Origin of the sequence: Marinifilum sp. JC120 (assembly GCA_004923195.1) — a bacterium.
GTDB lineage: Bacteria > Desulfobacterota > Desulfovibrionia > Desulfovibrionales > Desulfovibrionaceae > Maridesulfovibrio.
On record RDSB01000007.1, the window covers coordinates 12,852 to 32,469 of the forward strand.

Consider the following 19,618-nt stretch of genomic DNA (forward strand, 5'->3'; position numbering starts at 1 on the left):
GGGCTTATGTTTGCAGATAATGTGCTCTTCGCTTTTGGTTTGACCGCTTTTGCCGGGCTTTCCACCGGAATCGGCTCTGCATTGGCTTTTTTCGCCAAACGGACCAACCCAAAATTTTTATCAGTGTCACTGGGATTTTCCGCCGGGGTTATGATCTATGTTTCTTTCATGGAAATTATGGTCAAAGCCAAGGATGCCCTACAGGCCGATATGGGGGAAGTTGCCGGGACATGGGCTGCGGTCATGGCCTTTTTTGGCGGTATTGCTCTTATTGCACTGATTGATAAGATGGTTCCTTCTTACGAAAACCCGCACGAAATGCACCGCATTGAGGATATGAATCCTGAAAATCTTGAAGATGGTGAGGGGCTGGAAAGTGAGCAGGGTAAGCGTAAACTTTTTCGTATGGGCACCATGGCCGCGCTGGCAATTGGTATACACAACTTTCCCGAAGGGCTTGCTACATTCACCGCCGCGCTGAGTGATCCTAGTCTCGGTATAGCTATTGCCGTAGCCATCGCTATTCACAACATTCCTGAAGGTATCGCGGTTTCCGTGCCTATTTATTACGCTACCGGGGATAAGAAGAAGGCATTCAAATATTCTTTTCTGTCCGGTCTGGCTGAACCCATCGGGGCTATGGTCGGCTATCTGCTGCTAATGCCGTTTCTGTCCGAAACCGTGTTCGGCATAATCTTCGCCGGGGTGGCCGGGATTATGGTTTTTATTTCTCTCGACGAACTGTTGCCCGCAGCCGAGGAGTACGGGGAGCATCATCTTTCCATCTACGGTCTGGTCAGCGGCATGGCGGTCATGGCTTTATCGTTGCTGATGTTTTTGTAAAATACGGTGGCATTCGTTTAGTATTTATGGAATTGTTAAGCCTAGTTGATTTTTTTACACAGGAGTTCAAATGGCTAAGAAAAATATAGGAGTTCAGGGCTTTACCCTGCCAATGCCTCAGACAATTTTGGGGTCAAGATTTGAGGGCCGTGATAATTTTATGGCTTTGGCTTGGGTCTCACGGGTTAATTACAACCCGTCCCTGATGATGATTTCCGTGGGCAAGCGGCATTTTTCCAACATGGCAATCAAGGCCAGCGGTGAATTCAGCGTGAATGTCCCCTCAGTGGATATGGTTGAGGTTACCGATTTTGTGGGCCTTGTTTCCGGTTCCAAGCTTGATAAGTCCGGCCTTTTTGATGTTGAGCCGGGTGTTCTGGAGAATGCCCCGGTGATCAGCAAATGCCCGGTCGTCATTGAGTGCAAGGTCTTTGATTCCATGGAATTGCCTAACGATACTCTTTTCGTTGGCGAGGTGGTCGCTACATGGTGCGATGAGGACGTTTTGTCTGATGATGTACCGGATATCAAGAAGGTAAATCCTTTCACCTTGACCATGCCCGATAATCGCTACTGGGATGTCGGCGAGTGCGTGGGTCGTGCTTGGCACGACGGGAAGAAATTGAAGTAAAAAAGAGAGGGGGTGCTAAGCACCCCCTCTCTTTTTTAGTCTTTCATATAATGCTTGTAACAAGCAATGGCGTTCATGGCGAAGAGCGAAGTTGTTACCTCACTGCCGACGATGATTCTTGTGGGATGGCGGACCATGGTCCATTCGTAGGCTTTGTAGGGATGCCTGAAGAAACCCTCGCCTAGGTGATCGTGTAAAACTTTTATGCCCCGTTCGATGAGCCCGTCACCGCGATTGGGGTAGCGCAGCAGGCAGAGTGTTGCCACTGCCAGTGATGCATCAAATGGATTGAGGGTCGCGCCGAGCATGTCGTACTTGCAGTAATCCATGGCTGCGGTCCTGATCTGTTCAACTTTACCGTCGGGATCGATAAGTTGCCGTTCATCTTCGGGGATGGTCAGCCAAGTGTCGTAAAGACGTCCGGCATAGCTGACGTAGATTTCCGGCAGATAGAAACGCACTGCGCTGTCCTGCTTGAAGTTCCCGCTTATGAATGCATTGTGATGAAAAGTCAGGAAACGTTGCAGGGTTTCTAGATTTTCACCCTCAAGGGCCTTCCATTGTTTGCGGTTGGCGAGGATGGCTTCAAAAATATCCATGTTATGACCGGGGCAAATTTCATTGCCCAGAGTCTCGCGTACAATGCGCCCGTCTTCCTTGTCTTTTTTAAAAGGCTTATCGAACCAGAGCGGCACCGCGCCGAAGTAATCCAGCGGACGGGTCATGGTGATGGTCGGTGGGTTAGTCTTGTTGCAGGAACCGACCTGATATTCGTTGATGATTTCCACCCATGGAAAATCAAGAAAAACTTCGGCCGCTCGCAGCAGTTCTTGATTCACTTGCAGATTTTTTTCAGCCGCAAGGTCCAGCCATTTGCGGCTCATTGCCAAGGCTAGGAAGGTGGTATCCACATCAGGCACGTAGTCGTCAAAGCCTAGTTCTTTTTTGGCTTTCCAGTCGCGGGGCTTGAGGTTGCATAGCGGATGTCCATTTCCATCCTTGGGCAGGCAGGTGATTGCCGGATGCTTGATGCCGGAACTGGGAGCCACCAGCCATTCCATACTGGTCACAATCAGGAAATGGAGGATCGATTCCAGCATTTCCTTAAGTTTTTCTTGCTCGGCATGGGGCAGTTCTTCTAAAATATAAAGGTTGTAAATTTGTTCCCAGAAAATATCGTCATAAAATCCAGTTCGGTGGGTGATCCATGAAACGCGCATGGAAAGCGGTTCGGCGATGCCCTTCCACGGGCGGCGGAATATTTTCAGGGCCAGCGGATTGGCATGCAGGAAGCAGCGCATTAGTCCGAAGAGCAGGTTAATGTTCTGGAATTCGTATGAGCCAAGACCGGTCATGATGTTCATGAAATTTTCACCGTCGCAGATGGAATCTCCGGGCATGACGACCTGTGCAGATACCGGAAAATACGGGTCTTTGGGATTTTTATCCCAGACCCGGATGATGTCGGAAAGTACCGCATCCAGCACTTCGGTGACTTCTTTTTCTCTAACGCGCGGGGGCTGAGTGTCCGCTTTTTCGCGAATGCGCCACTGCGGGTCCTGAACCCGGTCCAGCAGTTTTGCAAGCGGGGCAAAGGTTGTCTCAATCCATTCTTTATCCTGCCAGTTTTCATAACTGGCCTGCATGGCCGCTTTCATCATCTCCTGATAGGAGCCGACCTTGCTCTGGAAAATGGCCGGGTGCGAGCACCAGCGCAGGACAAAATGCTTGAAAAGCGGATTGCCGAAAAGTTTTTTATACAGCTTACGCAGGTTTTCGCCCGGTACACTGGGGTTTTCACATCTAAAGATTGGTTCATCACAAATGTCATATATAGTCGCGTTTCTCACAGAGGCTCCATTGTATGCTGTTTTATCAAGGCTTTGCCGAGTAATTTATTCGAGAGTTGTTTTAGCGCGCTAAGTGCGAAGCATACTAAAAGGTTTTGAAAGGGATGGGGTCTGGGGAAGGGAAAACTTTTGCAAAAGTTTTCCCTTCCCCAGCCGCCGGAGGCATTCTTAATTTTTCAGTTAAAATTTCCCTATCAAAGGGGGGCGTGTCTTGCAATATATTGAGGCTGCATGTAGTGTCCCTTGTAAGCCTTAAAAGGGTTGTGATGATTCGATGATGATATGATAACATCCAGCTTTTACAGTTGGTTATGCTGTTTAAAATGATAAGTTGATCAATAAGTGATCACGACGGGGAAGAACGGTAGACCATGGAAAGATTTATAGCCGACCTGCATATTCATTCCAGATTTTCACGTGCCACCAGCAAAGCCTTGAACCCGCGCCTTCTGGCTGCGTGGGCGAGGGTAAAGGGGATCGATGTCATCGGCACCGGGGACTTTACTCACCCCGAATGGGTGGCCGAGATAGAAGAACAGTTAGTGGAGGACGGCTCCGGGCTTCTTTCCCTGCGCGAACCTAAAGGGCTGGAAGAATCCATCGATTGGGTGGATGGCCCCTTTGCCGGGCAGACCCGATTCATGCTTCAGACCGAAATCAGCTCCATCTACAAAAAATACGGCAAAACCCGCAAAGTTCACAACCTAGTCTACATGCCCGACCTTGAGTCGGTGAAGAAGTTCAACGCCAAGCTGGACACCATCGGCAATCTTAATTCGGACGGCAGGCCTATCCTCGGGCTGGACAGCAAAGATCTCCTCGAAATAGTCCTTGAAACCCACGATAAAGCTTTTCTTATTCCCGCCCACATCTGGACTCCGTGGTTCTCGCTCTTCGGTGCCAAGTCCGGCTTTGATACGGTTGAAGAGTGCTATGGCGATCTTGCTTCTGAAATTTTTGCCATGGAAACCGGACTTTCCTCGGACCCGGAAATGAATTGGTTTATCTCCGCCTTGGATAAATACCGCATGGTTTCCAACTCCGACGCCCACTCCGGTGAAAATCTCGGACGCGAGGCAAATATTTTCAGTGGCGATATGTCCTACGAGGGCATTTACCGCGCCTTGCGTGGCGAAGGGCTGGGGCATAAATTCATGGGCACACTCGAATTTTTCCCGGAAGAAGGCAAATACTACATGGATGGGCACCGCAAGTGCGGAATCATGCTTGATCCCCATGAATCTAAGATTCGTGGCGGGGTCTGCCCGGTTTGCGGCAAGCCTTTGACCATGGGTGTTTATTCAAGGGTCATGGAACTTGCTGACCGTGAGGAAGCGCAGCAGCCCAAGGGACAGCCCGGATTCGATTCATTGGTTCCGCTCAAGGAAATTATTTCTGAAGTTGTGGGCACCGGTCCCAAGACCAAGAAAGTGCTTGGCGTTTATGCTCCGCTTATTAAGGAATTCGGCTCAGAATTTTCTATTCTGCAACAGGTCCCGGTTGAGGACCTTAAGCGGCATAATGTCCATCTTGCCAAGGGCATCCGGCGTATGCGTGAGGGGCAGGTTATCCGTAATCCCGGTTTTGACGGTCAATATGGAACCATCTCTGTTTTTTCCGCGCAGGAACGTGATGAGATTGTTAACGGCGTGAAGCTGATCGTGGTCCGTAAACCCAAGGGCGACCTTGACGATGCCAAGCCTGAAGCTGAGGTTCGTAAAACTTCCGAACCTCAGCAGGATTCCGGGGTGGTCCGTTTTAATGAGGCCCAGAAAAACGCAGTGGAAGCCGGTCCTGAACCCGTGTTGGTCATTGCCGGACCGGGGACGGGTAAAACTCAGACCCTCATGGGCCGTATTAAGCATCTGCTGGAAAGGGGAACTCGTGCGCGGCGTATTCTTTCGTTGACTTTCACTCGCAAGGCCGCCGAGGAAATGAATGAGCGCATGAAAAGCATGCTCGGCGAGGATGAAGTTTTGCCTCGTGCTGACACCTTGCATGCCCTTGCCCTTGAATACTGGGCCAGTGCTTTTGATCAGGCCCCGATTATTCTTAATGAAGAAACCGCACGTCGTGTCTTTGCCCGCGCTAACCCGGAAATTACCGGGGCCAAGCTTAAATCCGCATGGGAATCCATCAACCTTGCCCGTGAGACCATGGCTCCTTTGAGTGAAGGGGTTGCTGAAATTTTAGCCAATTACACTCGCCAGAAAGACCATTATAATCTGGTGGATTATACCGATCTGCTGGAATTTTGGCACTCGGAACTTAAATCCGATAAATATGTGCGCACATTCACCCACGTGCTGGTGGATGAAGTGCAGGACCTTTCCCCTTTGCAACTGGCAATAGTTCAGCGTCTTGTGGGAGATGACGGAGAAGGGTTGTTTGCCATCGGCGACCCGGACCAGTCCATTTATGGATTTCGCGGTGCCTCTGGTAATGTTGCCAATAGGTTCCGTGCTTTCTGGGAAAATCTGATTCAGATAACTCTTGAGGATAATTATCGTTCGGCGCAGGGTGTGCTGGAATCTTCCGCCTCGGTGCTGGAGAATCTTCCGCAATTAAAAGCTCATAAAAATTATGAAGCAGAGATTCAACTTTTTTCCGCGCCGGACAGCAATCGTGAGGCCTCGTGGATCGGGGAGCGGGTCAAGCAGCTTATCGGAGCCACCAGCCACACTCTGGTGGATGCCGGAGAAGTCGGCTCCTTAAGTCCCGGTGATATTGCGGTGCTGGTTCGTTTCAAGGCATTGATCGGCCCTATCGAAGCAATGCTCAAACGGCAGGGCATCCCTTGCAGCGTGCCGGAAACAGAGACATTCTGGCATGATCCGCGAGTAGAAGTGCTTTTGGTTGCTGCACGCAGGATGCTTGGATTTGCCGAGGAAGCGGACGATGAAGTGCCGGAGGTGCCGGAGAAGATTATTGCTCGGGGGCCGCTGGGTCTTTCCGCTTATCTGACCGACATGCCACCCTTTGATCAGCTTTTTTGGGAAAGCAAACCTTTCCGGGATATGGTCAGGGGATATAAGGAACACGGGGGGTGGTCCGGCCTGCTTAACTGGATTCATATGCAGAATGACCTTGATCAAGTGCGCAATAAAGCTGAAAAGGTGCGCATTATGTCCATGCATGCCGCAAAAGGTCTGGAATTCGAAGCGGTATTTCTGGCAGGTCTTGATGACGGTATTGTGCCCTTTGCAGGGCCGGATATTCTAACCGGTAAGATTTCCGGGGACGGTCCGTTGGTGCAGGGGGATACCGAAGAAGAACGCAGGCTGCTTTACGTAGGTATGACCCGGGCCAAGAGACATCTTTACCTGTCCCATGCGGCCAGAAGGCCTTTGTATGGACGGACCCTGATGCTGCCTGTTTCGCGTTTTTTGAAGAACCTTCCTGAAGGTGTGAAAAAGTCGGCGATGGTTGCACGAAAGGTTCAGAAGGAAAAGAAGATCAGCCTGCTTGATGTGTAGGCGGTCCTCTTCGTTCCGTGCTGATGAACAAGGATAGAAGAAGGTTTTGTAATTACAATAGAAAAACCTTGTATACTACCTTTTCATAAACCATTGACATTCTTCTTGCTGCCAACGCGCTCAAACCTGCGCCTCTGAGTCTACAGAAGATGTGCAACGGGTTGAAGTGGTGTTGGAAAAAGTTCCTGACCCGTTTCATTTTTTTTCTCCCGACATAGTTGAATATGTTTTTATTTAAGCAATACTTATGCCGTGCATAAAAAGGACTTGCTCTTCGGTGTATTGTGAAAATGAGCGGAGCATAAATTATAGATTTAACAGATGCAGGGCGGCAAAAATGTCCAATTTTTTGAATAAGATCGATTCTCCTTTTCAATTAGCAGCCCCTTCATGGGTCATTCCCGGAACGGTAGCTGATAACTGCCGTTTTCTGGCAGGTAAGGTAGATGAAGTCGCATTGCTTTTTTTTGAAACAAAGTCTTGCCTTGCTTATACTGAGGCTGACCTGCCGCTTGATCTGGCGGATAGCGGGCTGTCCTTTCATATTCATCATCCGCTGGATCTCCCGTGGCACGAAGGCGGAAAACGGGTAGCGGAGATTGTGCTGGATCTCAATGATAAGGCTGGGCATTTAAGTCCTACTGCCCATGTTGTTCATCCGCCGCCAGCAGGTTCTGAAGCAGCAGAATTAATTCGGGATTTCGCGGCAGTTATCCACTTGAGTCCCATAGAATCAGACACGATCCTTTTTGAGAATATCAAGGAAAATTCATTATTAGGATTGACCGGAATCATAACCGATTGTGGAATGAAAATATGCCTTGATCTAGGGCACATACTGGCTTACGCACAGGATGATCTTTTGCGTGAACCAGGTCTTGAGGCGCAGATTGCCATGTTGCATCTCAATGCACCGGGTAAAGGCGGAAAGCATCTGGGGCTTGAACATCTGGATAGTAACGGATTGGAAACTTTAGGTCTTCTACTTGATTTACTTGGAGAAGACGGTGTTGTTACTGTTGAGGTCTTTGAGGAAAAATCCTTTTTTGAGTCGCTGCAATTGTTGAGTGATTATTGTAATCCAATGAAAAACATTTAAGACTTAAGTGTTTATTAAGTAAAATGCGTCAGACGACTTAGAAAGTGCCAGATGCAAGGCGCAAGAAAAAGACTGGAATGAAGCGTATTAACATACGTAAGTTTCAGTGTTTTTTGCAGCAACGCCGCAGGTGGTGCTTTATAAGTTGTCTGACCTTGTGAAATTTTTCTTGTGGTTGCAGTCTTTGCTGGAAATAGAGTACGTAAAGATAGTTTTCCCGTTCTTATGTATTCATGTACCAAGGAGAAAGCTTGATTACATTTGTGCTGGGGGGCAATAAGTCGGGAAAATCAGACTACGCCCTTGACCTGTTTGCAGAATATTCTGGCCGAAAATGTTTCATTGCCACCGGAAAAGCCCGTGACATGGCTTTCCGGCAGCAGATTATGGATCATCGGCTGGAGCGTGACCCGTCCATCCCGGTTCTTGAGGCCGGAGCGGACTTGCGTCAGGTTCTGATCAGGGCTAGAGAAGAATACGACCACCTGCTGGTGGACAGTCTGGATTTTTGGCTGTTTTCCTGTTCCGAAATTGCGGACGGAGAGCAGTCTATCGGGGAGGTTGTCCGGCTTTTATCTGAATGGAAAGGGCCGGATGTTGTTTTAGTGTCATGTGAGGTGGGGCTCGGCCCGGTGGCAATGACACGTGAAGTCCGCAGTTTTGTTCGCAGGCTCGGATCACTCAACCGTACAATGGCCGCAATTGCAGATGAAGTTTATCTTGTGGCCGCAGGGTTGCCCCTGACCCTGAAGAAGTAACTATGGCTTATTTTAAACAGCTTGAAGATCAGCTTCAGGATTTGCTCGCCCTTTGTAAAAAGGAAGAGCGTTGGCTTGTGGTGGTCAATGCCGACCCGGATTCTCTTGGTTCGGCAATGGCTTTTAAACGCATAATCGGACGCAGGGTTGCTGAAGTGGGTATTGCTCACATCAACGAAGTCAAGCGTCTTGATAACCTTGCCATGATGCATTACCTGCGTATCCCGGCCCAGAGGATGATTCCGACCCTTGTGGCCCAATATGACAGGTTTGCAATTTTGGATTCCCAGCCGCACCATCATCCCGATTTTGAGGGATTGAAATTTTCCGTGATCATCGATCATCATCCTCTGCCGGAGGAGCCATACCCCCATGCGGAGTATGTGGACATCCGTCCTAAGTATGCAGCCAACTGCACCATGATGACCGAGTATCTCTACAATTTGAATATCCGTCCGGCCAAACTGCTGGCCACCGCACTTCTGTATGGTATCAAAACCGATACCCAGAGTTTTGAGCGTCCCTTTATTGATGACGACGTCAAGGCTTTCAGATACTTGACTAAATATGCGGATATGGATCTCATCAAGCGCATCACCCGCAGTGAAATTCATCCTGATTGGTTGCGCTACTTTTCCCGTGCGTTCTACAATCTGCGCCGCATCGGTCCCGGACTTTTCTCTCATATCGGCAAAGTAGAAAACCCGGACACATTGGTCATCCTTGCTGATTTCCTCATGCGTGTTCACGGAGTTTCGTGGGATGTTGTTTCCGGCATCTACGAAGATACCCTTGTGGTGATTTTTCGTGGTGACGGCATGCGCAAAGATATGGGCAAAATGGCCGCCAAGCTTTTTAATGATATCGGTTCCGCTGGTGGGCACAAAGCTGCCGCAAGGGCAGAGATTAAGCTGAAAGCTCTTGAAGATGCCGATCCCGAGTCCTTTGTGCTTAAGAAATTGACCAAGGGCAAAAAAACCGTAAAGCGCATCTGATCTTTTTCCTATCCAAAACAATCGCAGGGTCTGACCCCGAAGGCATATAATGGCACTTAGAGATAAATTGAATTTTGACGGCGACCCCCTGTACCTGATTGACGGTTCAGCTTTTTTTTACCGTGGTTTTCATGCTTACCCGGATCTTAAACGTTCTGACGGGGTGCCCACCAATGCCTTATTCTTTGTGCTGCGGACTCTGCTTAAGGTTATAAAAGAGGAAAAGCCCAAGTATCTGGTTTTCATGCTCGATGGAAAAGGCAAAAACTTTCGTCACGAGCTTTATGACCAGTACAAGGCTCAGCGCCCGCCTATGCCGGATGATTTGCGCTTCCAGATAGAACCGCTCAAAGAAGCCCTGAATGTGCTCGGAGTGCCGCTTATTGTTTCCGAGGGTGAAGAGGCTGACGATTGCATTGCTTCCCTTGCCGCTCGTTACAAATCCGAACGTCCGGTGGTTATTCTTGGCGCGGATAAAGATCTCAAACAGTGCCTTGATGAAAATGTTTTCATGTGGGACCCGGTAGGACGTAAAGAAAAGATTACCTCGCTCGCTGATTTCCGTGAAGATACCAAGCTGGAACCGGATCAGTGGGCGGATTTTCAGGCTCTGGTTGGCGACTCCGCTGATAACATTCCCGGTGTGCCGGGCGTGGGTAAGGTTACCGCCACCAAGATCATGGCCGAATACCCCACTCTTGAGGATATTCGCGACAACTACGAGAATCTTAAACCGGCCATCCAGAAGAAGATGAAGGATGAGCTGGAAAATATTTTTGTTTATCGCCAGTTGACCCGCATGCGCATGGACAGTTGTTCCAATTACGACATCAGTCAGTGCAAGCTTCGTGATGTGGATCAGGACCGTGCCGCGCAGTTCATGACCACCTACGAATTCCGTTCTCTGGAACGCGATGTGAAAGCTTTATTTCCCGCTACCGCAGGCTCATCATCTGTGACTCCAGCCCCGGCTGCCAAGCCTAAGACATCTGCTTCCGGGCAGTTTTCCCTGTTCGGGGAAGAAACTCCGGCTCCGGCGGCACCTGAGAATCGTCTTGAACTTCAGAAAGTTTCTTCTGCTGCTGAATTACCTGATTTTGCAGACAAGGAAGTCGGTCTGGTTCGTGAAGGAAATGTTTTTTTCATTGGTCTGGGTGGTCAGGAGTGGATGTGCAAGGTTACTGCGGCTGAACTGGTCGCCGGATTGCAATCCGCTAAGACCATTGTTGTGGCTGATGTGAAATCTTTTTTGAGGGCTGATGAAGCATGGGCTGAGATTCCGCTTTCTCGCTGGTTTGATTTGAGCCTTGCCGCTTACCTGCTCAACCCTGAAGAACGCAATTACGGCTGGGAACGTATGCGGGCTATGCTTTTTGCCGGAGATGAACTGCCTGACGCAGTGGATGAAGTTCATCCCGATGCACAGGGGCTGGCCGCACTGGCACTCATGCATGTGCTTGGTCCGCGCGTAAAATCCGCAGGGCTTGATGAACTTACCGCAAATCTTGAAATACCGCTGATCCCTGTGCTTGCTGATATGGAAAAGGCCGGGATTACCATCGATCTTGCCGCATTTGCTGATTTTCTTACCGAAGTCAACGAACGTATCAATGAGCTTACTCGTACTATCCACGAACGGGCAGAGGAGCCATTCAACATCCGCTCCAGCCAGCAGATGGCGACGGTTCTGTTCGATTCTCTCGGTCTCAAACCCGGAGGTAAGACCCCCAAGGGTGCGCTTTCAACTGCAAACTCTGTGCTTGAAAAACTTTCCGGGCAGCATGAGATCATCACCGATATTCTTGAATACCGGAAGATGGAGAAGTTGCGCTCCACCTATCTTGAACCTATGCCCAAGCTGGTTAATTCCGACGGGCGGATTCATACAAATTTCAATCAGCTGGCAACCGCCACCGGGCGTCTGTCCAGTTCCGGTCCCAACTTGCAGAACATCCCCATTCGCGGGGATCAGGGCAAGCGCATGCGGGCCTGTTTTACAGCCGGGGAAGGTTTGCGCTTAGCAGCAGCGGATTATTCGCAGGTAGAGCTGCGCGTACTGGCTCATTTTTCCAGTGATCCGGCCCTTGTTTCCGCTTTTGAACAGGATGAGGATATTCACTCCCGTACAGCTGCCTTGCTTTTTGACCGTGATCCGGCGGATGTTACCTCTGATGAGAGACGCAATGCCAAGACTATTAACTTCGGTCTGATTTACGGCATGGGACCGCAGAAGCTTTCTCGCGAACTTGGCATCAAAATTAACGAGGCCAAGGAATTTATCGCCAAATATTTTGAAAAGCTGGATGTACTCAAAGACTTTTACGATTCTGTTGTGGAGCAGGGGCGTGAGAAAGGTTATGTTACTACCCTTTCCGGGCGTAGACGTCTTCTGCCTGAACTGCATTCCACCAGTCAGCAGGTTCTTTCGCAGGCCCGCAGGCAGGCCATCAACACTGTTATTCAGGGCAGTGCTGCCGACATCATCAAAATGGCTATGATCAAAGTAGCTGATAATGCAGAGATCAAGCATCTCGGCGGCAGGTTGATCCTGCAAATTCATGATGAACTTTTAGTAGAAGGCCCGGAAGAGAATATCGAAGAAATAGGTAAGCTCCTGCAACATGACATGCAGACCGTAACGACTTTAGCTGTGCCGCTCAAAGTAGATCTCGGTTTAGGGCGCAACTGGGCTCAGGCGCATTAATTTTTTAAATACTTGAATCTTGCGGATAATGTTTTTAGAATCCGGCAGATTATTTAAGGAGTTTAGTTATGTCTGACGATAAAAAATGTGGTTGCGGCAGCGAATATGCTAAGGATATGCCTATCCCAGAGGTTAATTTTTCTACTTTTGTCATGTCTATGAGTTCTTCAGCTATGGTTCATCTCGGTGAAGTGGCTGATCCTTCCAGTGGCAGAGTTGAGTTTTCCCCGATACTTGCCAAACAGTCCATCGACGTGCTCGCTGTGCTTGAAGACAAAATCAAGAACGGTATGACCGAAGATGAAGAACGACTCCTTTGCGAATTGCTTTACAATCTGCGAATGAAATACGTGCAGAAGACCCAGAAATAGCCAGTCTTTTTTTACATTTCTTTTTTATGCCTTTGATCGGGTATATCTTTTAATTCTGATTTTTCCGGGCGCGATTAGCTGCGCCCTTTTGTTAAATATTTATTGCAAGGATGGATAGTTATGAGTGCCGTGCCAGTAGGTCTTGTGGGAGTAACCGGATATACCGGAATGGAACTTACCCGTATTTTGAGCAATCATGACGGCATGAAGCTTGTCCGCGTAACCTCTCGTGCCGAGGCTGGAAAAAAGCTCGCTGATATTTATCCTTTCCTCAATGGCATGGAACTGGGTGGGCTGGAAATTACCGCACCGGACGTTGATGATCTGGCTGATGCCTGTGATCTGGTTTTTCTTGCCGTGCCCCACAAGACCGCCATGAATATTGGCGGACAGCTTTACGATAAGAATATCAAAGTGGTGGACCTCAGTGCCGATTTCAGGATTCGTGACCGCGAGACTTATGAAGAGTGGTACAAGGTGGATCACACACGCGAAGACCTTCTGCCGGAGGCTGTGTACGGGCTACCTGAATTCTATCGCGATCAGGTCAAAGGAGCCAAGCTCGTTGCTAACCCCGGTTGCTATCCTACTTCCGTAATTGTCGGTCTGACCCCGGCTTTGCGTGAAGGGCTGGTGGAGACAACCGATATTGTCATTGATTCCAAATCCGGTACCAGCGGAGCTGGGCGCAAGGCTGCTGTGGGAACCCTCTTTTGTGAAGTTGCTGATTCTTTTCGCGCCTACGGACTGACCACTCATCGCCATACCCCGGAAATCGAGCAGGAACTTGCTGTTGCTTCCGGCGAGGATATGACTGTTTCCTTTAATACTCATCTGCTGCCCATTGATCGTGGAATTCTTTCCACCATCTACACTAAGTTGAAGCCGGGCGTGACTGCTGAAGAAATCCGTGCTGTTTATGAAAAGGCTTACGGAAATGAGAAGATGATCCGTTTCCTGCCTGAAGGACAGTTGCCGGAAACTCGCTGGGTACGCGGAACCATGTTTTGTGATGTTGCTGTTGTTCCGGATAACAGGAGTGGAAGACTGATCATCGTTTCCGCCATAGACAACCTTTGCCGTGGCGCATCCGGGCAGGCTGTCGCCAATGCCAACCTCATGCTTGGTTTTGAGGAAACAAGAGGGCTGTCTCTTGCCCCGATGATGCCTTAAATCGAAGTTTTATAGTTTACGTTGATTGATATTAATATCTCGGTGGGATATGTTGTGTTCTGACTTACTGTAGACTTTATAAACCGACTTCGGGGAACGTGATCTCATGGTTGAATGTAGTGATGCTTTTCTGGATTCTTTCTTTGTTGCCAGACAGCCTGTTTTCGACGTGGAGAAAGGCGTCTGGGGTTATGAATTGCTTTTTCGTAGTTCCTCGGGAAGCAACGTTGCTGATATCGGTGATGAGGACGCAGCGACTTCTCAAGTGATTGCAGACGGGTTCGGCTTGATTCAGGAAGATATCGAAGAAGGACAGCGACTGCTAGTCAACTTCCCCCGTAATATGCTGCTGGAAGGGGCTGCTGATTTTTTGCCCCCCGAAGTCTGTGTGGTTGAAATTCTGGAGCATGTTCAGCCTGAACCTGATGTTCTCGAAGCACTTAAGGAGCTGAAAGAACGGGGTTATGTACTGGCCCTTGATGACTACATCGGACAGGAGGGCTTTGAGCCTTTTATTGAGTTGGCGGATATAGTCAAAGTCGATTGTCTTGATTTGAAACCTGATGAACTTGTCAATGTTGTCGGCAATCTCAAACAGTTAGGCGTAATGCTTCTGGCTGAAAAAGTTGAAGACAATGAGATGTTTCATCGTTGTTTGGAGCTGGGCTTTGATCTTTTTCAGGGCTTTTTCTTCAGTCGTCCGGAGATTATACCCGGAAAGAAAGTTTCTAGCAGCAATCTTAACCGCATGCAGCTCTTGAGTTCCATTAGTGGTGACGATTTTGATGTTGATGATTTGACTGAGGCCATCAACTCCGATGTGTCGATCAGCTATCGCCTGTTGAAGTTTATGAATTCACCTACCTTTGGGTTGCCCAACGAAATTAATTCCATCAAACAGGCCATTGCTTTGATCGGATACAGGAAATTGGCAGGTTGGCTGCGTATGATTCTGCTCTCGGATATGAGTTCAGGTCCGGCAGGTAACGAGCTTGCTTTTCTTTCCATAAAAAGGGCTAAGTTTTTGGAGCTGTTATGCTTGGAAATTAAGCATTGTCCGCTTTCATCTGAATCAATGTTTATGCTGGGGCTGTTTTCCCTGCTTGATGTCCTGTTGGGCAGACCTATGGCAGAGCTAATGGAAGAACTACCAGTGGAAAAAGAGCTTATACAGGCTTTGGTAGGTAAAAAAAATACAGCTTCGTTATATCTTGATTTGGTCAAATTTCTTGAGAAGGCGGAATGGGATGAATTAGGTGGTTTGATCATGGGTAATAATCTTTCTTCTCTTGCAGTGGCAAGAAGCCATCTAGCTGCCATGCAGTGGGCCAATGAGGTTATCCTGATGGGCCGGGACAATTAATCTGATCAAGATCGGGTAAGGGAATATTGTGAGCAGCGAAGATTTAAAGCTGGATAAAAATGATTTTGAGTTGTTGCGCAAGCAGATTTATCGCATGTGTGGATTGACCATCTCTGAGGGCAAGGAATATCTGATTCAGCATCGTTTCAAATCATTGTACAAAGCCCGCAACTGTCGTTCTTGGGGTGAGTTTTACAAACTTTTAGTTTCCGGTGACACTCGTTTCAAGGAAGAAGCAGTCTCAGCTATCAGTACTCACGAAACCAGTTTTTTTCGTGACAATCATCCCTTTGCTTCCATAAGAAATAAGGTTCTGCCTGAGCTTTTGAAGAGCCGCAGACCTGGGGCAAAAATTAAAATCTGGTGTGCAGCCTCATCCACCGGGCAAGAGCCGTACTCCCTTTCCATGCTTATTCATGAGTGGACCAGAGCAGCCGGTGGCGGAAAGATTTCCCCTGTGGATTTTTCAATTCTGGCTACAGACATTTCCGGAGCAGTGGTTGATCGGGCCAAAGAAGGACTTTTCAGCAATCATGAAAAATCAAGGGGATTGCCGTCCGGTTATGATAAGTATTTTGAGAAGAAGGGTGGTCGCTGGCAAGTAGATTCTTCAGTGAAGTCCCTTGTTACTTTTAAGAAGTTTAACTTGCTTGATTCATTTCGGTCTTTGGGACAATTTGATTTTGTCATGTGCCGCAACGTGTTGATATATTTTGATGACCGCACAAAAATTGATATTGTTCACCGCATTCACGATATGCTGCCTGATAAAGGCTACCTCATGCTAGGATCCACTGAAACTCTGGCCGGGCACACGGACCGCTATACCACCGAGCACATGGGGCCGGTGATCCTTTACCGCAAGATGCGTGGGATAAAATAAAACCGCCGACTTCCATAGGAAATTGGCGGTAATTTTTTTAAGGAAATAGTCCGTTAGATGTCGTACTTGGTTCCGAACAGGGTTCTGATCTTCTGAATGAACATATCCATGTCCGCAACAGGTTTAAGCAAAACGTTGTCCGAAGAAATTCCGTAAGCTCGGACATCCGGCGGAACTGCGTAGTCCACAGATCCGGTATGGATGATAAAATCCATGTCCGGGTGCAGTTCTTTCAGGTGAATGATGAGGTCGTTGCCGTGCATTACCGGAAGACGCATGTCTACGATGGCGATATCGGCATGTTCGGTTTTCATCAGGGTCAGGGCTTCTTCGGCACTTCCCACCGAGATTACATCCAGACCTTCGTCTTCAAGGTAATCAACAAGGTTCTCTCTGACCATCTGCTCATCATCTACAACCAGAATTTGCATATACTCTCCATCTCATCTGTGCTTGTTTGAGCATTAAGTCCAATAAAATCAAACTCAGACTTATCTCAGTTTCATTGTTAAGCATAATGCAATGTATTTTTCTTGGCAACGAAAATGAACGTAAAGTTAAGCTTCTTTTGAAAATAAAAAAGGAGGCCTTTTGAAAGACCTCCTCTTGGTTCTAATGTGTTGCAAAGTGTTAGCAACAGAAGGTGTTGTAAACCTGCCTGTCTTTGTATTCTGCTTTCTTGCCTTTATTCCACTGTTTGACCGGGCGATAGTAGCCTACAATGCGGGTGTAGACTTCAGCTTCAGAGCCGCATTCGGGGCAGGTATGATGTTCGCCCTGAATGTAACCGTGTTCCTTGCATATGGAAAAGGTCGGGGTGATAGAGAGATAAGGAATCTTGGTGTTACGGAAAGCTTTGATGATAAAGCTCTTCAGGGCATCAATGTCGGCTGTTGATTCGCCAAGGAATGTGTGGAAAACAGAGCCGCCAGTGTACAGGGGCTGCAATTTGTTCTGATGCGAGAGAGCGAGAACCACATCTTCAGAAACACCTACGGGCAGGGTTGTAGAGTTCGTGTAGTAGGGGGTTCCGTTGCCTGAAGTCTGGATATCCGCATAAAGGGCTTTGTCGATCTTTGCCAGACGGTAGCTGGTTCCTTCGGCCGGAGTAGCTTCAAGGTTGTAGAGGCTGCCTGTTTCTTCCTGAAATTGGGATGTCAGATCACGCAGATGGTTGAGTACCCGAGTCATGAGTCTTACGCCGGAAGGGGTTTCAATCCCCTTGCCCAGCAGGTTCAGGCAGGCTTCGTGTCCGCCCAGCAGTCCGATGGTGGAGAAGTGTCCTTTGTAACCGTTTTTTAGGTAACGGCGGGACCATGGGAACATGCCGTTATCAAGGTTGGTCTGGATCAGTTTCCGTTTGAACTCGAGTGAGTTTTTGGCCTGAATAGCGTATTCTTCAATGAGATCAAGGAAATCTTCTTCGCCCTGAGCAAGATAAGCCAACTTGGGCAGGTTGAGAGTTACCACGCCTATGGATCCGGTCAGGTCGCCTGCTCCGAACAGTCCGCCGACCTTGTTGCGCAGTTCGCGCAGATCCATTTGCAGACGGCAGCACATGGAGCGCACATCTTCGGGGTTGAGGTCTGAATTAATGAAATTCTGGAAGTAAGGTACGCCGTATTTGGCGGTCAGGTCGAGCAGGGTTTTGCCGATCTGGGAATCCCAAGGGAAATCTTCGGTTACATTGTAAGTGGGGATGGGGAATGAGAAAATGCGGTTATGCTGGTCCCCGTTGACCATTACTTCAAGGAAGGAGCGGTTGATCATCTCCATTTCTTCGGCATATTCGCCGTAGGTGGTGTCCTGAAGCTTGCCACCAATTATTACCGCTTCCTTGGCAATATGTTTGGGCGGAACAAGGTCGAATGAAAGATTAGTGAATGGACTCTGGCCGCCCCAGCGGGAAGTTGTGTTCAGGTTGAACACGAATTTCTGCATTGCCTGACGCACTTCCTCGTAGGTAAGACCGTCATGGCGGATAAATGGTGCGAGATAGGTGTCGACATTGTTGAAAGCCTGTGCACCTGCCCATTCATTTTGCAGAGTGCCGAGAAAGTTGACCATTTGACCGAGGGCAGCGTCAAAGTGTCTTGCCGGTCCGGCACAGGAGCGTCCTTCAAGGTTAAAACCTTCGAGCAACAGGTCGCGCAGGGACCATCCGGCGCAGTAGCCAGCCAGTCCGTAGGAAAGATCATGAATATGAAAATAGCCGTGTTCGTGGGCCAGTCTGATTTCTTCAGGGTATTTTTCAAGGGCGTAACGGGCCTGAATCGTTCCGGAGAGATGAAGCATGAGCCCCTGAAAGGAGTGAGTCATGTTGGCATTTTCAGCCACACGCCAGTCGCTCTTTTCAAGATATTCATCAATGGTTTCTTTGATGTCGAGATAGGCGTCTTTCTGGTTTCTTAGTCGGCGGCGGTTGTCGCGGTAGAGAATGAATTTTTTGGCCACAGAGTGCAACCGGGAATCCATAAGCGCTTCTTCGACCATATTCTGAACATGTTCCTGTTCAGGAATATCGACTCCGTCGAGCTTTTGTTCCACTTTTCTGGCCATGCGTTTGGCCATGAGCGGATCTTTAATTCCATTGGCGCCTAATGCTTTAAAAATGGCCTGTGCAATGCGCTCAGTCGACCAGGTCTCCAACCGGCCGTCTCTCTTCATTATCTGCGTGGGCATGATCTCTCCTTGGAGGAATGTAGTTCTGGATGGTCAGGTTAAAGCCATCCGGAATGTATCCTTTGGCGGTTTCGACATCTTCATCTGTAAGGATAGGCATCTTGGTCAGACGAAAATAGAAGGCTTTGGGGTTGGCTTCGGCAAGCTCAAAAATCCTCTCAAGGTTTTTCTGCGCAGCTTCAGCGGTAACGGCCTGCCCGGTCAGGGCAGGATACTTTTCATACGGTCCTTTAACGTCAACGGCGAACATGTCCGCCAATCCCTGCTGAAGAATATCTTCCAGAACTTCAGGAAGCATTCCGTTGCTGTCCATCTTGATAGGCAGCTTGGATACTTGTTTGATTTCATAGAGGATTTCTCCGAGGTTAGGTACCGTTGTAGGCTCGCCACCAGTGATTGTGACCCCGTCAAGCCATTTTGCTCGGTTCCTTAGGAAAGATTTCATGTCCTCTCTGGATAGAAGCGGCAGCCTCTCCATGTTCCACGCCATGTCGAAGTTGTGACAGGTAGGGCAGTTCAAGTTGCATCCGCCAAGGAAGAATACACAGCTGGTCCGGCCCGGCCAGTCGCAAAGGCTGAGCGGTTCAATACCGCGAAGATGATTCCATCCAGAAGAGAGTTCGTTCATAGTTTTATTTTGATGAATGTATGTTGTTTTACAGAGATCTTTTTCTTAGATTCAGTCTCATGCCCCGTAAATCAGGGGCTGAAACAGGTACGGGAAGAATACTAACTCAGGGTATGAGTTTTGTACAGGGGGGTGAGTGAAAAATTGTTGTTACATTGTCAT

General features: G+C 48.6%; 15 protein-coding genes. 11 read left to right on the forward strand and 4 right to left on the reverse strand.

Annotated elements, in window-relative coordinates; genetic code table 11:
• Positions 1–6: 6 nt before the first annotated feature.
• Entirely contained in the window at positions 7–843 is an 837-nt protein-coding gene (gene zupT / locus D0S45_08490; GenBank protein TIH16445.1) for a zinc transporter ZupT, read from the forward strand.
• Positions 844–913: 70 nt separating this feature from the next.
• Positions 914–1,474: a flavin reductase family protein gene (locus D0S45_08495; GenBank protein ID TIH16446.1), complete on the forward strand. Its 561-nt coding sequence runs from the start codon at positions 914–916 to the stop codon at positions 1,472–1,474.
• Positions 1,475–1,509: 35 nt separating this feature from the next.
• Here the strand turns inward: D0S45_08495 and D0S45_08500 are convergent, their stop codons facing one another.
• On the reverse strand, positions 1,510–3,324 hold the full coding sequence (locus D0S45_08500; GenBank protein ID TIH16447.1) for a hypothetical protein: 1,815 nt from the start codon (positions 3,322–3,324) through the stop codon (positions 1,510–1,512).
• A gap of 371 nt (positions 3,325–3,695) precedes the next feature.
• Here D0S45_08500 and D0S45_08505 point away from each other — a divergent pair, with 371 nt between their 5' ends.
• From D0S45_08505 to D0S45_08545, 9 genes are all read left to right on the forward strand, one after another.
• Positions 3,696–6,800: a DNA helicase UvrD gene (locus D0S45_08505; protein ID TIH16448.1), complete on the forward strand. Its 3,105-nt coding sequence runs from the start codon at positions 3,696–3,698 to the stop codon at positions 6,798–6,800.
• A gap of 337 nt (positions 6,801–7,137) precedes the next feature.
• Positions 7,138–7,899, forward strand: coding sequence for a hypothetical protein (locus tag D0S45_08510; protein ID TIH16449.1), 762 nt, complete (start codon positions 7,138–7,140; stop codon positions 7,897–7,899).
• Between the two features lie 251 nt (positions 7,900–8,150).
• The gene (locus tag D0S45_08515) at positions 8,151–8,657 is read left to right on the forward strand and encodes a cobalamin biosynthesis protein (protein TIH16450.1); all 507 of its coding nucleotides are present in this window, start codon (positions 8,151–8,153) and stop codon (positions 8,655–8,657) included.
• 2 nt (positions 8,658–8,659) lie between these two features.
• Complete coding sequence (locus D0S45_08520) at positions 8,660–9,652, forward strand: phosphoesterase (GenBank protein ID TIH16451.1); 993 nt, start codon at positions 8,660–8,662, stop codon at positions 9,650–9,652.
• Positions 9,653–9,701: 49 nt separating this feature from the next.
• Complete coding sequence (polA, locus tag D0S45_08525; protein ID TIH16452.1) at positions 9,702–12,356, forward strand: DNA polymerase I; 2,655 nt, start codon at positions 9,702–9,704, stop codon at positions 12,354–12,356.
• Positions 12,357–12,424: 68 nt separating this feature from the next.
• The gene (locus D0S45_08530; GenBank protein TIH16453.1) at positions 12,425–12,727 is read left to right on the forward strand and encodes a DUF1844 domain-containing protein; all 303 of its coding nucleotides are present in this window, start codon (positions 12,425–12,427) and stop codon (positions 12,725–12,727) included.
• Positions 12,728–12,847: 120 nt separating this feature from the next.
• Entirely contained in the window at positions 12,848–13,900 is a 1,053-nt protein-coding gene (locus D0S45_08535) for an N-acetyl-gamma-glutamyl-phosphate reductase (protein TIH16454.1), read from the forward strand.
• A gap of 106 nt (positions 13,901–14,006) precedes the next feature.
• Positions 14,007–15,263: an HDOD domain-containing protein gene (locus tag D0S45_08540; protein TIH16455.1), complete on the forward strand. Its 1,257-nt coding sequence runs from the start codon at positions 14,007–14,009 to the stop codon at positions 15,261–15,263.
• A gap of 94 nt (positions 15,264–15,357) precedes the next feature.
• Positions 15,358–16,146, forward strand: a complete 789-nt coding sequence (locus tag D0S45_08545; GenBank protein TIH16608.1) for a protein-glutamate O-methyltransferase CheR — start codon at positions 15,358–15,360, stop codon at positions 16,144–16,146.
• Between the two features lie 53 nt (positions 16,147–16,199).
• Here D0S45_08545 and D0S45_08550 read toward each other — a convergent pair whose 3' ends face one another.
• From D0S45_08550 to D0S45_08560, 3 genes are all read right to left on the reverse strand, one after another.
• Positions 16,200–16,577, reverse strand: coding sequence for a response regulator (locus D0S45_08550; protein ID TIH16456.1), 378 nt, complete (start codon positions 16,575–16,577; stop codon positions 16,200–16,202).
• Between the two features lie 199 nt (positions 16,578–16,776).
• Positions 16,777–18,828, reverse strand: a complete 2,052-nt coding sequence (locus D0S45_08555; protein TIH16457.1) for a ribonucleoside triphosphate reductase — start codon at positions 18,826–18,828, stop codon at positions 16,777–16,779.
• Complete coding sequence (locus D0S45_08560) at positions 18,776–19,456, reverse strand: anaerobic ribonucleoside-triphosphate reductase activating protein (protein TIH16458.1); 681 nt, start codon at positions 19,454–19,456, stop codon at positions 18,776–18,778. The genes D0S45_08555 and D0S45_08560 overlap by 53 nt, the downstream gene beginning before the upstream one ends.
• Between the last annotated feature and the right edge of the window lie 162 nt (positions 19,457–19,618).

Bases quoted from the DNA above. Each gene is read 5' to 3' on its own strand.
- zupT (TIH16445.1), top strand. From the start codon at position 7: ATGTTTGCAGATAATGTGCTCTTCGCTTTTGGTTTGACCGCTTTTGCC.
- D0S45_08495 (TIH16446.1), top strand. From the start codon at position 914: ATGGCTAAGAAAAATATAGGAGTTCAGGGCTTTACCCTGCCAATGCCT.
- D0S45_08505 (TIH16448.1), top strand. From the start codon at position 3,696: ATGGAAAGATTTATAGCCGACCTGCATATTCATTCCAGATTTTCACGT.
- D0S45_08510 (TIH16449.1), top strand. From the start codon at position 7,138: ATGTCCAATTTTTTGAATAAGATCGATTCTCCTTTTCAATTAGCAGCC.
- D0S45_08520 (TIH16451.1), top strand. From the start codon at position 8,660: ATGGCTTATTTTAAACAGCTTGAAGATCAGCTTCAGGATTTGCTCGCC.
- polA (TIH16452.1), top strand. From the start codon at position 9,702: ATGGCACTTAGAGATAAATTGAATTTTGACGGCGACCCCCTGTACCTG.
- D0S45_08530 (TIH16453.1), top strand. From the start codon at position 12,425: ATGTCTGACGATAAAAAATGTGGTTGCGGCAGCGAATATGCTAAGGAT.
- D0S45_08535 (TIH16454.1), top strand. From the start codon at position 12,848: ATGAGTGCCGTGCCAGTAGGTCTTGTGGGAGTAACCGGATATACCGGA.
- D0S45_08540 (TIH16455.1), top strand. From the start codon at position 14,007: ATGGTTGAATGTAGTGATGCTTTTCTGGATTCTTTCTTTGTTGCCAGA.
- D0S45_08545 (TIH16608.1), top strand. From the start codon at position 15,358: ATGTGTGGATTGACCATCTCTGAGGGCAAGGAATATCTGATTCAGCAT.
- D0S45_08550 (TIH16456.1), bottom strand. From the start codon at position 16,577: ATGCAAATTCTGGTTGTAGATGATGAGCAGATGGTCAGAGAGAACCTT.
- D0S45_08555 (TIH16457.1), bottom strand. From the start codon at position 18,828: ATGCCCACGCAGATAATGAAGAGAGACGGCCGGTTGGAGACCTGGTCG.
- D0S45_08560 (TIH16458.1), bottom strand. From the start codon at position 19,456: ATGAACGAACTCTCTTCTGGATGGAATCATCTTCGCGGTATTGAACCG.